The 14484-nt window shown below is 37.3% G+C and carries 12 protein-coding genes; 2 read left to right on the forward strand and 10 right to left on the reverse strand.

Annotation, left to right across the window (positions count from 1 at the left end):
* Positions 1-91 precede the first annotated feature (91 nt).
* On the reverse strand, positions 92-1570 hold the full coding sequence (locus tag BM012_RS17985; protein WP_061805988.1) for a glutamate synthase subunit beta: 1479 nt from the start codon (positions 1568-1570) through the stop codon (positions 92-94).
* A gap of 17 nt (positions 1571-1587) precedes the next feature.
* Positions 1588-6141 carry a glutamate synthase large subunit gene (gene gltB, locus BM012_RS17990; RefSeq protein ID WP_061805987.1) on the reverse strand — a complete coding sequence of 1518 codons (4554 nt, stop codon included), beginning with the start codon at positions 6139-6141 and terminating at the stop codon, positions 1588-1590.
* 145 nt (positions 6142-6286) lie between these two features.
* Here gltB and BM012_RS17995 point away from each other — a divergent pair, with 145 nt between their 5' ends.
* Positions 6287-7189: a glutamate biosynthesis transcriptional regulator GltC gene (locus BM012_RS17995; protein WP_061805986.1), complete on the forward strand. Its 903-nt coding sequence runs from the start codon at positions 6287-6289 to the stop codon at positions 7187-7189.
* A 215-nt stretch (positions 7190-7404) separates the two neighbouring features.
* Here BM012_RS17995 and BM012_RS18000 read toward each other — a convergent pair whose 3' ends face one another.
* Positions 7405-7779: a hypothetical protein gene (locus tag BM012_RS18000; RefSeq protein ID WP_061805985.1), complete on the reverse strand. Its 375-nt coding sequence runs from the start codon at positions 7777-7779 to the stop codon at positions 7405-7407.
* A 257-nt stretch (positions 7780-8036) separates the two neighbouring features.
* On the opposite strand from BM012_RS18000, the gene BM012_RS18005 reads away from it, so the two are divergent.
* Positions 8037-8411, forward strand: coding sequence for a thiol-disulfide oxidoreductase DCC family protein (locus BM012_RS18005; RefSeq protein WP_061805984.1), 375 nt, complete (start codon positions 8037-8039; stop codon positions 8409-8411).
* Positions 8412-8443: 32 nt separating this feature from the next.
* Here the strand turns inward: BM012_RS18005 and BM012_RS18010 are convergent, their stop codons facing one another.
* The 7 genes from BM012_RS18010 to BM012_RS18040 form a co-directional block, all read right to left on the reverse strand.
* Positions 8444-9286, reverse strand: coding sequence for a prohibitin family protein (locus tag BM012_RS18010; RefSeq protein WP_061805983.1), 843 nt, complete (start codon positions 9284-9286; stop codon positions 8444-8446).
* A 1-nt stretch (position 9287) separates the two neighbouring features.
* The gene (locus BM012_RS26520) at positions 9288-9434 is read right to left on the reverse strand and encodes a hypothetical protein (protein ID WP_167360151.1); all 147 of its coding nucleotides are present in this window, start codon (positions 9432-9434) and stop codon (positions 9288-9290) included.
* Between the two features lie 451 nt (positions 9435-9885).
* Positions 9886-10407, reverse strand: a complete 522-nt coding sequence (locus tag BM012_RS18020; protein WP_061805981.1) for a hypothetical protein — start codon at positions 10405-10407, stop codon at positions 9886-9888.
* A gap of 81 nt (positions 10408-10488) precedes the next feature.
* Positions 10489-10941 (reverse strand): hypothetical protein, encoded by a 453-nt coding sequence (locus BM012_RS18025; RefSeq protein WP_139210375.1) that lies wholly within the window; start codon positions 10939-10941, stop codon positions 10489-10491.
* Positions 10942-11291: 350 nt separating this feature from the next.
* A complete protein-coding gene (locus tag BM012_RS18030) occupies positions 11292-12038 on the reverse strand; it encodes a hypothetical protein (protein ID WP_061805979.1) in 747 nt (248 codons plus the stop codon).
* Positions 12039-12068: 30 nt separating this feature from the next.
* Positions 12069-13889, reverse strand: coding sequence for a lipase family protein (locus BM012_RS18035; RefSeq protein ID WP_061805978.1), 1821 nt, complete (start codon positions 13887-13889; stop codon positions 12069-12071).
* Between the two features lie 12 nt (positions 13890-13901).
* Positions 13902-14276, reverse strand: coding sequence for a hypothetical protein (locus BM012_RS18040; protein WP_061805977.1), 375 nt, complete (start codon positions 14274-14276; stop codon positions 13902-13904).
* Between the last annotated feature and the right edge of the window lie 208 nt (positions 14277-14484).

Consider the following 14484-nt stretch of genomic DNA (forward strand, 5'->3'; position numbering starts at 1 on the left):
CAGCAACGCGAAAAAGCAGAGCAATCCCCTTACTGCTCTGCTTTCTTCTCTATATGTGAACCCCTTTTATTTAACCCCTAAAACAATTGCATTAGACAGGTAAGTTTGTAACACCCATCAAATAATGATCAACACTCTTCGCTACGCCACGTCCTTCATTAATTGCCCAAACAATTAAACTTTGACCACGACGTGCATCCCCTGCAGCAAAAACGCCATCAACATTTGTCTCATATGTGCCGTATTTTGCTTTGACACGGTTACGTTCAACTTCTACTCCAAATTGAGAAAGAAGCGGCATTTCTGTTCCTTCAAATCCAATCGCAACGAATACAAGTTGTGCAGGCCATAATTTTTCAGTTCCTGGAATTTCATTGAAAACAAATTTTCCATTTTCAATCACTTTCTCCATTGCCACTGTATGCACTTCTTTTAAGTTGCCTTCTTCATCTCCCACAAACTTTTTCGTTTGAATGAGATATTCACGAGGATCTTTTCCTAGAGATGCCTGTGCTTCTTCATGAGCATAATCAAGCGCAAATGTAAGCGGTGATTGTGGCCACGGATTATCAAGTGAGCGATCATGTGGTAAAATTGGATGTTTACCAAACTGAGCTAAGCTATTACAGCCTTGACGCACAGCTGTTGCGATACAGTCAGCACCAGTGTCCCCGCCACCGATTACAATAACGTCTTTTCCTTTTGCATCAAAAGCTTCATCAAAGTCTGAACCGTTTAATACTTGCTTTGTTGAATGTGTTAAGTAGTCCATTGCAAGATGAACTCCTTTTAATTCGCGTCCTTCCATTACAAGATCACGCTGTTTTTGTGCTCCCGTACAGAGAATAACAGCATCATATTCTTCTTTCAGCTGCTCTGCTGTAATGTCTTTCCCGATTTCTGTATTCGTCACAAAATCAATACCTTCTTGGCGAAGTAAGTTAACGCGACGTTCTACAACTTCCTTTTCAAGCTTCATGCTTGGGATACCGTACATCAAAAGGCCGCCGATACGATCTGCACGCTCATATACTGTAACAGTGTGACCAACTTGGTTAAGCTGATCAGCAGCTGCTAATCCTGCTGGACCTGATCCAACAACAGCAACTCTTTTTCCTGTACGCTCGCTTGGAATACGTGGTGTAATCCATCCTTCTTGGAAGCCTTTATCGATGATTGAGCGCTCGATATTTTTAATCGCAACGGCTGGATCATTGATTGAAACGGTACAAGAGCCTTCACAAGGCGCTGGACAAACGCGCCCTGTGAACTCTGGAAAATTATTTGTTTTTAAAAGTCTGTTTAACGCTTCTTTCCATCTACCGCGGTACACAAGATCATTCCACTCTGGAATTAAGTTATGAATAGGACAACCTGCTGTCATCCCATTTATTTCAGTTCCCATTTGGCAAAATGGTGTGCCGCAATCCATACATCGAGCGCCTTGGCGACTCAACTGTTCATCTGTAAATGAGTTGGCGTACTCTTTCCAATCTCCTGTTCGTTTTTTAGGGTCGCGCTGTTTTGGTGCTTCCCGATCATACTCCATAAATCCTGTTGCTTTTCCCATAACCGTTCGCCCCCTTATTAAGATCCGATTGTTTGAAGAGTTTCATCTACTTTTTGAGATTTGTTTGATGAGTTTGCTTTAAAGGCAGCCATAACTGCTTCATCTTTTTCCATTCCAGACGCTTTCATTGCTTCAATTGTTTGTAGCATGCGCTTGTAATCTTTCGGAATGACTTTCACAAACTTTGCAACAGACTCTTCCCAATGAGCTAGAATTTGTGTTGCTTTCACACTTCCTGTATAGTTCATATGTTTTGTTAACATTGCTTTTAATTCTTTAATGTCTTCTTCGTCTTGAAGAGTTTCAAAATGCACCATTTCTTTATTTGCCGTTTGATCAAAGTGCTCAGCATCATCTGGAAGAACATACGCAACGCCACCTGACATTCCAGCACCGAAGTTCTTACCAACAGCTCCGATAATAACAGCGCGGCCTCCTGTCATGTACTCACAGCCATGATCTCCAACACCTTCAACAACAGCGTATGCTCCACTGTTTCGAACACAGAAGCGTTCCCCAGCGCGGCCTTCAATATATGCTTCACCAGCTGTTGCTCCAATAAGCGAAACATTTCCAGCAATAACATTGTCTTCTGGTGCCTGAGCTTTTACTTCAGGAGCGCGAACGATAATTTTACCACCTGAAAGTCCTTTTCCAACGTAGTCGTTTGCATCTCCTTGTAAGTTCAGTGTCATCCCTTTTGGAACAAATGCTCCGAAGCTTTGACCTGCTGAACCGTTAAAGCGAAGCGTAATCGTATCTTCTGGAAGACCTTTCTCGCCAAAACGACGCGTTACTTCACTTCCGACAATAGTTCCAACAACACGGTTAACGTTGCGAATATTAAAGCTTAAATCAACTTGTGTTCTATCGTTAAGAGCACGCTCACATTTTGGTAAAATCTCAGCTACGTCAAGTGATTGATCAAGCTTATGATTTTGATATTCTGTACGCGTATGCTCTCCTTCTACTTTATAAAGAAGCTTTGTTAGATCAAGATGCTTTGCTTTCCAGTGAGATTTCGTACGTTCACTCACTTCAAGCACTTCTGTTTGACCAACCATTTCTTCCATTGTACGGAAGCCAAGCTCTGCCATAATTTCGCGTACTTCTTGTGCGATAAAACGCATGAAGTTTACGATATGATCTGGGTCGCCTAAAAACTTTTTACGAAGCTCAGGGTTTTGAGTTGCAACACCAACAGGACAAGTATCAAGATGACATGCTCTCATCATAATACAGCCAAGAACAACAAGTGGAGCTGTTGCAAACCCGTATTCTTCTGCTCCAAATAGGGCAGCCATTACAACATCACGGCCTGTCATCAGTTTTCCATCTGTTTCTAAAATAACGCGGCTGCGAAGTTTGTTCATCATCAGCGTTTGATGCGCTTCTGTTAAGCCAAGCTCCCACGGAAGACCTGTATGCTTAATACTTGTTTTCGGTGAGGCACCTGTTCCTCCATCATAACCACTAATTACAATAACGTCTGCAACTGCTTTTGCAACACCTGCTGCAATCGTTCCAACGCCTGCTTTTGATACAAGCTTTACGCTAATGCGTGCTTTTGAGTTGGCATTTTTAAGATCATGAATAAGCTGTGCTAAATCTTCAATAGAGTAAATATCATGATGCGGCGGTGGTGAAATTAAACTAACGCCAGGCGTTGAGCCACGTACTTCAGCTACCCATGGATATACTTTTGTTCCTGGAAGCTGACCACCTTCACCAGGCTTTGCTCCTTGTGCCATTTTGATTTGAAGCTCATCTGCATTTACAAGATAGTGTGAGTTTACGCCAAATCGGCCTGATGCTACTTGTTTAATTGCACTGCGGCGGTAGTCTCCATTTTCATCTCTTGTGAAACGTGCTGGATCTTCTCCACCTTCTCCACTGTTACTCTTTCCGCCAAGACGGTTCATTGCAATTGCTAATGTTGAATGAGCCTCTTCACTAAGAGATCCAAACGACATTGCTCCTGTTTTGAATCGTTTTACAATCGAATCAACAGACTCTACTTCATCAATTGAAATGCTATTTCTCTTTTTATTAAATGAAAAGGCATTACGTAAGAACGTAAGCTGTTCGTCATCTGCCATTTTCGAATATTTTTTGAAAAGTTCATAGTTTCCTGTACGACATGCATGTTGAAGCGTATGAATTGTTTGTGGATTGAACGCATGATGCTCACCATTTCGTCTCCACTGTAGTTCACTTCCAGCTTCAAGCGTTTCGTCCTTATAATTGCCAACAAATGCTTCTTCATGACGCATTTTCACTTCTTGTTCAATAACGTCTAGCCCAATTCCACTAAGCTGTGATGCTGTACCTGTAAAGTAGCCGTTAATAACATCTTCCCCGATACCTACAGCTTCAAAAATTTGAGCACCTCTGTAACTTTGTACAGTTGAAACCCCAACTTTTGACATAACCTTTACAACACCTTCAGCTGCTGTGTTATTGAAAGTTGCAACAGCTTTGTCATAAGAAACTTTAATAACGCCATCTTTAATTCCCTCGCGAAGTGTTTCATATGCAAGGTATGGATTGATTGCATCGATTCCATAACCAATAAGAACCGCAAAATGGTGAACTTCACGAGCTTCTGCTGTTTCTGCAACTAAGCTTACAGCTGTTCTCGTTCCCTTCTCTACAAGATACTGATGAACAGCACTTCCTGCCAGGAGCGTTGGCATTGCCATATTGTGCTCATCAACGCCTCTGTCTGATAAGACGATGATTGTGTTTCCTTCTGCCATTGCTTTGTCTACTTCCCCACAAAGCGTTTCAAGCGCTTTTTCGATATCTTCTTTAAAAAGAAGCGATAGCGTTTTTGTTTTAAATTCCTTCACATTCGTTTCTTTCAAACGAGCTACTTCTTCATTTGATAAAAATGGTGCATCAAGCATAATGCGACGTGCTGCTGATTTATCAGGATGAAGAATGTTACCTTCTTGACCTAATAGCGTCATTGTTGATGTCACAATTTCTTCTCGAATTGCGTCAATTGGTGGGTTTGTAACTTGAGCGAAAAGCTGTTTGAAATAGTTGTACAATAAATGTGAACGATTAGAAAGCACAGCAAGCGGTGTATCAAGTCCCATTGACCCAATTGGATCTTTGCCTTCTGTAACCATAGGGATAATATTTTTTGAAACTTCCTCATACGTATAACCAAATGCTTTTTGCAACTGAACTAAATTTTCAACTTTTTCTGAAACTTCAGCTTGCTCTAAGTCATTGATTTCAATCATTTGCTCGTTTAACCATTCGCGATACGGATGCTCTGAAATCATCTCTTCCTTCAGTTCACGGTCTGAGATAATTCGTCCTTCTTCAAGATTTAAAAGAAGCATTTTCCCTGGACTTAAACGATCTTTATATAAAACGTTCTCTGGATCAACGTCAATTACGCCAACTTCAGAAGAAAGGATAAGATAATCATCTTTTGTTACATAATAACGAGCAGGACGAAGACCGTTACGATCTAAAATAGCGCCAATTTCATTTCCATCTGTAAACACGACTGCCGTTGGACCATCCCACGGCTCCATAAGACAGCTATGATATTGGTAAAAAGCTTTTTTATCATCTTCCATATTCTCATCGCGTGCCCATGGTTCTGGAATAAGCATCATTGCAGTATGGGCAGGTTTTCTGCCAGCAAGCGTGAAAAATTCAAATGCATTGTCTAAAATAGAAGAATCACTTCCATTTATATCGAGAAGAGGCATTACTTTATCTAGATCATCGCCAAATGCTTTTGAAATAAACTGCTGCTCACGTGCTCTCATCCAGTTAATGTTTCCACGAAGCGTATTAATTTCACCATTGTGAATTAAATAACGGTTTGGATGCGCTCTTTCCCAGCTTGGGAACGTATTAGTACTAAAGCGTGAGTGAACAAGTGAAAAACCTGATGTAAAACGCTCGTCTTTTAAATCTTTATAAAAACTAGATACTTTAGATGGTGTCATAAGCCCTTTGTATACGATCGTTTGGCTTGAAAGGCTCGCAAAATAGAACGCCGTATTTTCACCAACTTGTTCAGCACGTTTGCGAATCACATACAATTTTCGCTCAAACGGTAAGCCTTCTTCTACATTTTCATTTTTGGCAATGAAAACTTGACGAACGTATGGCTGACTTTCTCTTCCTGTTGGTCCAATGTGTGTACTGTCAACAGGCACCGTTCTCCAGCCTAATAATTGTTGTCCTTCTTCTTCGACTATTCTGTTAATTTCCGATTCATAGTGAGCGCGCTCTTTCTCATCCTGTGGGAAAAAGATCATACCAACTCCATAGTGGCCTTTTTCAGGGAATGCAAAAGTACAAACGCTTTGAAAAAAGTCGTGAGGAATTTGGACCATAATGCCAACTCCATCACTTGTATCCGGGTCACTTCCCTGCCCACCACGATGCTCTAATTGGTCAAGCATATGAAGCCCTTTTTCCACAATATCATGCGACGCACGACCATTTAAATGTGCGTAAAGACCGATTCCACATGCATCATGCTCAAATTCCGGGCGGTAAAGACCTTGTGCTTGAGGTAGTTTATTTATTGTCATAGGGCATTCCTCCAACTCCATATCTTTTTCTCTCTATGCCGATTACGTTACAATACTAATTGTAGTTTCACAAATTGATATAAACAATATATAATTTAGATTAAAACGATCTCAATATGAGATAGGTTTAAAGGAGGGATATAAAATGGAGCTAAGACAGCTTGTTTATTTTGTAGAAGTAGCAAAGCGTGAGCACGTGTCAGAGGCGGCGTTTGCCCTTCATGTGGCTCAGTCTGCTGTAAGTAGACAAATTAGTAATTTGGAGACAGAACTTGGGGTTGCTCTTTTTGAGCGAGAAGGTCGAAACATTAAATTAACGACAATTGGGAAGCTTTTTTTAACTCATACAGAGACTGCGTTAAAAGCAATTGATAATGCAAAGCAGCTTATTGATGAACATCTTGATCCCGAACGCGGGACGATTAAAATTGGCTTCCCAACAAGCCTTGCAAGCCACACACTACCAACCGTTATTTCCGCCTTTAAAGGAAAACATCCGAACGTTGCCTTTCATCTCCGTCAAGGTTCTTATAAATTTTTAATTGATGCAGTTAAAAATCGAGAAATTGATTTAGCTTTTTTAGGGCCTGTTCCACGAGATGATAACGATGTAGAAGGAACGATTTTGTTTTCTGAGAAGATTTTAGCTCTTCTTCCTTCAAACCATCCTCTTGCAAGTAAGGAACGAATTCGACTTGATCAGCTTCGCAATGATGCGTTCGTTCTTTTCCCAAAAGGTTATGTACTGCACAGACTTGCGATTGATGCCTGTAAACAGTCAGGCTTTAAAGCAAATGTGTCATCAGTTGGAGAAGATCTTGATGCCATTAAAGGACTTGTTTCAGCAGGGATTGGTGTAACACTTCTTCCAGAAAGTACGCTGTATGAAACAATGCCAAAGTTTACGGTAAAAGTGCCGATTGAGTTTCCACATGTGACAAGAACCGTTGGCATGATTATTCCAAAACATCGTAAACTTGCTCCATCTGAACAACTTTTTTATGAATTTGTGAAAGACTTTTTCTCTATTCTACAGCAGTACAGTTAAAAAGGCTCCAAGTATGGAAGCCTTTTTAACATGCTTAATCATCATAGTCATAGCGAAAACCGTCTTGACTCTTGTCTTGATTTCCGTTTCCTCGTTCATTTGCCAAATCTCTGTTTTCTTTTTGTTCTTCTTCGGTTTGCTTCTTATTCATCGTAAGCCTCCTTTTTTAGGTAGTATGTTCTTAAACGAAAAAAAGATGAGCCTGGTACTTGAGCTCATCTTTTCTCTACTTTATAAAGGCCGTTTGTTGGTACTTTTTTGTCGAAATAAGCTTTTATAATATCACCTTCTGCAAGCTTGTCACTAAGAGGTTCCTCAAGGCTTTTTGTAGTAAAGGTAATGCTTGTTCCCTCTTTTGTTTTAGCCTTGTATGAATTCCCATCTATTTTAGTGATTTGATAGTAGTAAATATTAAATCGCTCATTTTTTGTATCTTTTGTTTTCTCAGATGCAGGCAAACTTTGCAAAACTTTTGTTTGCTCTTTAGCATCTGTTTTATTAGCTACGTTGTTCATATAATAGAAAACTAGTAAACATAAAAAAACAAGTAAAAGTACTAGTAGCATTAATTTTTTTCCTGCAATGGACAACCTAATAACCTCCTGTATAGTCTCGGATTGACCATCATATTTTAAACGTATTATAACATAATTTCAATACAGAACGTACATATAGAGGTCAATGTTCACCTTTTGCTCAAAAATGAAAAACGATCTTTTGAACTACAACTCTTTCTTTTCTCCTAATTCTTATGAAGAAATGCTAGAAAATATTCCTTTTTAAAAAGATGTGTAAAACATATCGAAGAAGGGAAAAAGAGCACTACATACGAAAGGTGGTAGATAGTATGAAACATCTTGTTTTTTATGATGCTGACTGTCCCCTTTGTTCAAATGTAAAAAAAGTTGTCCAAGCCCTTGATTGGGGAAAACGTCTTGATTGGATGCCTGTTCAATCGATTCAATCTGAACAAAAGTTCCGCTTCTTAGCTAAGCGTAATGTTTATGATGAAATTCACATGATTTCTCGTGATAATGAACTGTTTAGCGGGTTCTATACCGTTCGGAAAATTTTAAAGTCACTCCCGCTTACATGGCCAATTGGCATGCTTCTTTCTCTGCCGCTCGTAGAGAAGCTAGGTGTGCCGCTTTATACGTGGGTTTCTGAAAACCGCTATGAATGGTTTGGACGCTATTCAGAAAAAGGACAGAACGCATATTAAACAAAGAACCGAGGCAAAAGCCTCGGTCTTTTTTATTTTCCACCAACAATAACGTCAGAATCAGAGCCAACAACTTTCGTTTGAACATTTTTGTCTCCATCCCATTTCTCGATACGCTTCATTTCAATTACTTCTGGTGTTAATGACTCACTTACTACTTTGTTTGCTTCCGCTTCTGCTTTTGCTTTAATAATTTCAGCATCTGCTTTACCTTGTGCTTCTACTTTTGCTTTTTCAGCTTGAACTTCTGCTTGCTGCTTCTCAACGTTCATTGCTTCAAGCTTTTGCTGTGCATCTACAACATTTTGAATCGCTTTTTGCGTTTTTTCATCTGGTTTTGGTGTACCAAGAACGAAGTCTGAAACAACGAATCCATATTTATTGGCATCTTCTATAAACTCTTGCTCAATCTCTGTTTTAATTTGCTCACGCTTTTGGAAGATTTCAAGAATCGTATATTTAGATGTTACAGATAATGCCGCATCTTTCATACGTGACTGAAGGAACGTATTCTCGATCACTTCTGGTTTTGCTCCTTTAAACTTGTTGAAGATATCAACAACTTTCTCAGGATTGTTTGCGTAGTTATATGTTGCATCAATATCAAGCGGTTTTCCATCTTTCGTCGCAAGTGGGACATCTTCATATGATACCGTTTCCATTGCAACCGGATATTGTGTGACTTTCTTCCATGGAGATACAAAGTGCCATCCCTGACCAAGCGTTTGCTTTTCAACCCCGCCAGATCTATTGTACACAACCCCAATATGGCCTTGATCAACTTGGGTAATTGACATAATGGCAAGTACCCCACCTAAAATAATAGCTAGCCCTACAAGCACAGCCCCAAGCTTTGCTTTTCCTGTTTTCAACATATTATTTTTCCTCCTTATCTTTAAACGCATCTTTTACTTCCTCTGCTTTCTCCCCAACTTTTTGAAATACACCCTTCTTCCCTAACCAAATCCATATGCCACCAAGGCTTAAAAAGAACAAAATAAATAAAACGTATAAAGAAAACAATTGCATCACCTCATTAACTTATTAAAGTGAAAAAGTTCACATTAATCTATCCTTCCTTATTTGGAGAAGATATTTTAATTCCTCTTTTACACTTTATGTTGTTATCTTAGTATTATTTACGATAATGTTACGATAAGGTTTCATTTTTTTAAAGAAAATTGTACAAAAGCAAAGAAATGGAGATTTCTTTGCTTTTGGCTTACGTTATGCGTTTGTTTAATATGTTTATATCATAAAGATGTTATAGATTATTTATTTTTCTAACTCTTTATTGTATTTAATTACCTTGTCTTGTGTTAACACTCTTGCTTTTTTCATATCTTCTGGTTTGTGATAAATATCACTTTTAGCACTATGTATACCAATGTCATAGACCTGGGTGTTGTTTTTGTATCTGACCGTTAAAGATAAATAATTATGAATACCATGACTCTCAAAGTCTTGAAGAAGGTTAAATACTTTCTCGTCCTCTTTTTCCTGCAAAACCGTATCGGTTGGATAAAGTGTATTTACCCCTATATATATTATCGATCACTGCATCTTCTCCGTATTTCTTTCTTACCTTTTGAATATTAGGAAGATGGCGAATGTTAATTTTCTCATTTGTTTTAATGCCTACATTACCTTCTACTTTTTGAATTTTAAAAGGATGCTGTTTTACAATCCCCTTTACCTCTTTTTCATACTGGCGATCCCATAATTCACTAATCACAGCATATTCATATAGTGAGCTGACCGCAATAGTCGGGAACCATATTTCAAAAGGTTTTTCAATACCTTCTATTTTAATATTTGCTTCATAAATTTCTCCTGATTCATCTACAACCTTATTAACTTTCGTAACATTAAAGTCTCGATCCATTCGACTGTGAAGCTGTTTTTCAATTTCTTGAGCTATTTGGTGCTCTTTAAATGCAAAATAACCCCATGTTGCTATTCCTAGAATAAGGAGAATTAATAAAATTTTTTTCATAGCTTGTTCCTCATTTATATTAAACTTTGATAAAAGGAAGAGAGGAACAGAATAACATGTTCCTCTCTTCCTTTTTACTATTTACTTTCTGTATGTTTGCTCAACTTGTTTTTGCGTTTTTATGAGGGCTTTTTTCATATCTTCAGGATGGTGATATTTATTCCCTTGACGTTCATTAATGAATATTTGGTACCTTTGCTGGCTATTTTTATAAGTAATTTCTAAAGCTAAATGATGTCCCATATTGTGAGTTCGTAAATCTTGTAGAAAGTTAAATACTTTTTCATTCTCTTTCTCTTGCTGTTTAGAATCTAATGGATAATCATCATTTAACATAATATCAATATGATCAATCATTATTTCTTTACCATACTTTTTACGAACTTCTTGGATGTTTGGTACCGGTTTTATATCTATAGGATCTTTTCGATTAATTCCAATGGTACCCGTTACATTTTTCACTTCAAACGGATGTGTTTTTAAAATACTACTTACTTCTTGGATATACTGTCTGTCCCACAATTCCTCGATCACTTCATACTCATATAAATTCCCAATTGCTTCTTTCTCACATTGAACAGTAAAAGGCTACTTAACTCCTTCCATTTTCACTGTAACATAATAATAACTTCCTGATTCATCTTTAGAACTACGGATGTCTGTTACGGTGAATTGGCAGTCAATTCGACTTCGAGTTGGGATTCTATTTCTTTTAATATTTTATTTTGGTTATATGTATGCACTCCCCATGTTGCTCCGGTACACAGCAACAGAATACTCATAATTATAGTCCACTTCTTCATATGTTTTTCTCTTTTCGTACTACTATCTCGAGAGTAGCTCTAGACTCTTATGCTTATCTCTATTGTTAACTTTCTCCTCATCTAAGATTGGACTTCTTCATTTGATTCTATAACTTCTTCCTGTGTCTTTAAACGGGCTTTTTTCATATCTTCAGGACTATGATATTTATCTTTTTGATAGTCATTAATTAGGATTTCATATCTTTGTGTATATTTTGTATATTGAATACTTAATGATAAATTGTTATCCATATCTCTATCTTTCATATCTTTAAGAAGGTTAAAAATCTTTTCATCTTCTTTCTCTTGCAATTCAGGATCTGTAGGGTATGGATAATTAGTATATAAAGTAATTTGATCATATATAACCTTCTTACCATATTGTTTTCTTATTTCCTCAATAGTTGGTAAATTTTGAATATCCACATTTGGGTCCTGATCATGAACTATACCAACATTACTTTCAATTCTCTTAATATTAAGAGGATGCTCTTTGACTATTTTTTGAACTTCTTTTTCATATTGTCTTGTCCATAATTCATCAATAATTGCATATCTTGGCAAATTATCAGCAGCACTTTTAAACATTTCCTTTTTAAAAGGTTTTTTAACCCCTCCCATTTCTACTGTTATATAGTAGTATTCCCCTCCACCATTAGAAATTTCCTCAACGTTTGTCACATGAAACTCTCGATTCATTCGGTCTTTTAACTGTTTTTCAATCATGTTGGCTACTTGATTCTCTTTATGTGCAGAATACATCCAAGCTCCTCCAATCACAAGTAATCCTATAATTCCAATAAAAACAATTAATTTAATTTTCCTCATGTACAGTCCATCTCCAAATTTTCTATAATATTAATAATTATTAACATCATTTTTTCTATGAATAAGCCCTTCCATTATATGACTGTCTTTACCTTCATAGCCTTTTTCTACCTTGAAATCCAATAGTTTTGATTCCTCTTTTAGTTCTGATTGTAAATTATCTATTTCCTTTTCAAGTTTATCAATTCTCTTTTGCTGTCTCTCTTCATAGTTACTCCCTTTTCCATATACAAAATGCTGGGCCTCTACATCCGGAGAACCAAAACCTGGAGAAATTTTCCACTTTTCTTGAGCCTCTCTCATATTTTTCACTGTTTCTTCCTCTATATCTTTAATCTTTTCTTCAGACTTCTTAATTTGCTTCTCAAGCTTCTCTTCTAACTCTTTATATTCATCCTTCGTTTTCTTTATATTAAAATCCTCTGATTGTTCTCCAACCTGGCCGTTAATTGAATGGTAGTCTGATAGCTTGCTATATTCATCAATTGCCTTATCTAAATCCTTCACAGCCTCTTCCTTACCCTTTTCTATTAGTAGATTATGTTTCCCTTCAGCTCTTTCTCCCCCCCTGTCTTTCTCCCCTTTCACATGAAGTTCCTTAGCTGTATCTGTAGAAACAATAGATGAATCGATTGTTTCTGTTTTAGGTAAGTTGCCTTGTCCTTCATTAACTAGAATATTTCCTTCATCATCAAAAAGAAAATTATCCGCCATGCCATGTGGGTTAAGTCCGTTCGATGATCCTATATTTGGAACATGAACAGTAAGTCCAGGACTATTTTTCATACCGGGTATCTTCTCCCACTTCCTTGAAACTGCATCTCCATCAGTTTTAAAATTAACAACTTTCTGGTTATTGTTTTTTAAAAGCTCAGCCTTAGAACCATCGCGAAATTGTGGGGCGTTAAAAGTAACTGCTTTTGTTTTCTGTGAATCAGCTACCCCTGTCGCTACAAATCCTCCTAAGGAATGCCCTGTAAAGGAAATTTCAAAGTTTTTTCCATATACTGAATGTAGTTTTTTTACATATGCATTTCCATCCTGTAATTGTTTAGAAGTGGTTTGAATAAATGAGCCATACGTTCCTAGACTCCCCCATCCCGCCACTGCTGACTTATCCTCAAGAAAGTCCACCAAGAATCCTCCATTATATTTAACACCTGTGTTGAAGTTATCCCATGAAGAGAACATTTTCCCTTCTACTTTAGGTGGTTGAGTCCCTCTAAAAGCTACGACAATCTCTCCCGTTTGAATATTCTTGAAAGATACTGCCTCTAAGCCACTACCATAGTGAGTAATTTCTTTTCCGTTCATACGTATAACTTCAAATTTATCACTTAAATGATAATCTTTTAATTTACTTTCTATTTCTCCATCGTATACAGTATAAGAAAGTTCTGCTAACTTCCCATACTCCTCAGGAGTTATGGTCTTAAAAGTCTCCTCCATTAACTTCTGTTCCTTTGTCTGTCCCTTCCCATCAAACAAAAATCCAAGCTTATCACTAATAAAATCCTTCATAACCTTAAGTGGATTCAAACTATCAAGCGAAGGTGGAAATGAGGTAGCAAGAAAATCAGCGATTTTAGCTTGAATAACAATGGAAGAAATGTTTTCGATAGTTTGACTGTAGTGTTTTACCACATTGGTGTGCCCCGTATTAATCGCCTCATTCGTATTTTGTACAGTTCCGGCATTCGGGATAGCATATGGACCGTTATCAATAATTTTATTTGTATGACTTGTTAGCGTTGTATACTTTTTAGATAATCCTTCAATTGTCTGTTTTTGATCGCTTACACTCTTACTTAAGTTTAAAAGCGCATCTGTATCTACCTTAAAAACTGCCATATTACTTCCCTCCTATTTGTTCGCCTTTTCCATAGCTTCTTCTCGTTCTTCTTGAATTTCAGCCTCAATCTGCTTTATAAGGTCTGATTTCTTATCTTCTAAATAGCGTATACTTGTATTAATTTGAAAGATTTGAGTTCCGACCGTTTCTACAAAAGAGCTCATTAGGCTCTGACTTTTTGAAAACTCTTGAAGAAACTGTCCTCGTTTATTTCCTTGCCAATATGTTTCAGCTGTACCTGTTATAACAAGATTCTTAGTTACATTGAAAATAAGCCCAGAATCTTCTCTCAGCACGTGATATTCTCTTACACATCTATGTAATTCTTCAATTTGTTTATTTAGTTTATCTAGTTTCTCGTACAATGCATCTAATGTTCGGCTCATAAAAATTGCCTCCTGTTAAAAATTATAAAATTATGAAATTTATACCTTCCGAATTTTAACAAAGGAGAGGCCTATATTCATGAGTATTTTCACCTAAAAAGGATAATAAAGTGGGCAAAAAGATATGTATACTTGTAACTTCAAGATTTGATAGCTTACTATTATATAAAAAGTCCTTTTCTTCATTTGGACAAAAATGGAACTTATA

The organism is Priestia endophytica DSM 13796, from assembly GCF_900115845.1.
GTDB classification, from domain to species: domain Bacteria; phylum Bacillota; class Bacilli; order Bacillales; family Bacillaceae_H; genus Bacillus_I; species Bacillus_I endophytica.

Coding starts and splice junctions, on each gene's coding strand:
- BM012_RS18020 (WP_061805981.1), bottom strand. CDS start 10,407: ATGAAAAAAATTTTATTAATTCTCCTTATTCTAGGAATAGCAACATGG.
- BM012_RS17985 (WP_061805988.1), bottom strand. CDS start 1,570: ATGGGAAAAGCAACAGGATTTATGGAGTATGATCGGGAAGCACCAAAA.
- BM012_RS18005 (WP_061805984.1), top strand. CDS start 8,037: ATGAAACATCTTGTTTTTTATGATGCTGACTGTCCCCTTTGTTCAAAT.
- BM012_RS18035 (WP_061805978.1), bottom strand. CDS start 13,889: ATGGCAGTTTTTAAGGTAGATACAGATGCGCTTTTAAACTTAAGTAAG.
- BM012_RS18040 (WP_061805977.1), bottom strand. CDS start 14,276: ATGAGCCGAACATTAGATGCATTGTACGAGAAACTAGATAAACTAAAT.
- BM012_RS18030 (WP_061805979.1), bottom strand. CDS start 12,038: ATGAGGAAAATTAAATTAATTGTTTTTATTGGAATTATAGGATTACTT.
- BM012_RS18010 (WP_061805983.1), bottom strand. CDS start 9,286: ATGTTGAAAACAGGAAAAGCAAAGCTTGGGGCTGTGCTTGTAGGGCTA.
- BM012_RS17995 (WP_061805986.1), top strand. CDS start 6,287: ATGGAGCTAAGACAGCTTGTTTATTTTGTAGAAGTAGCAAAGCGTGAG.
- gltB (WP_061805987.1), bottom strand. CDS start 6,141: ATGACAATAAATAAACTACCTCAAGCACAAGGTCTTTACCGCCCGGAA.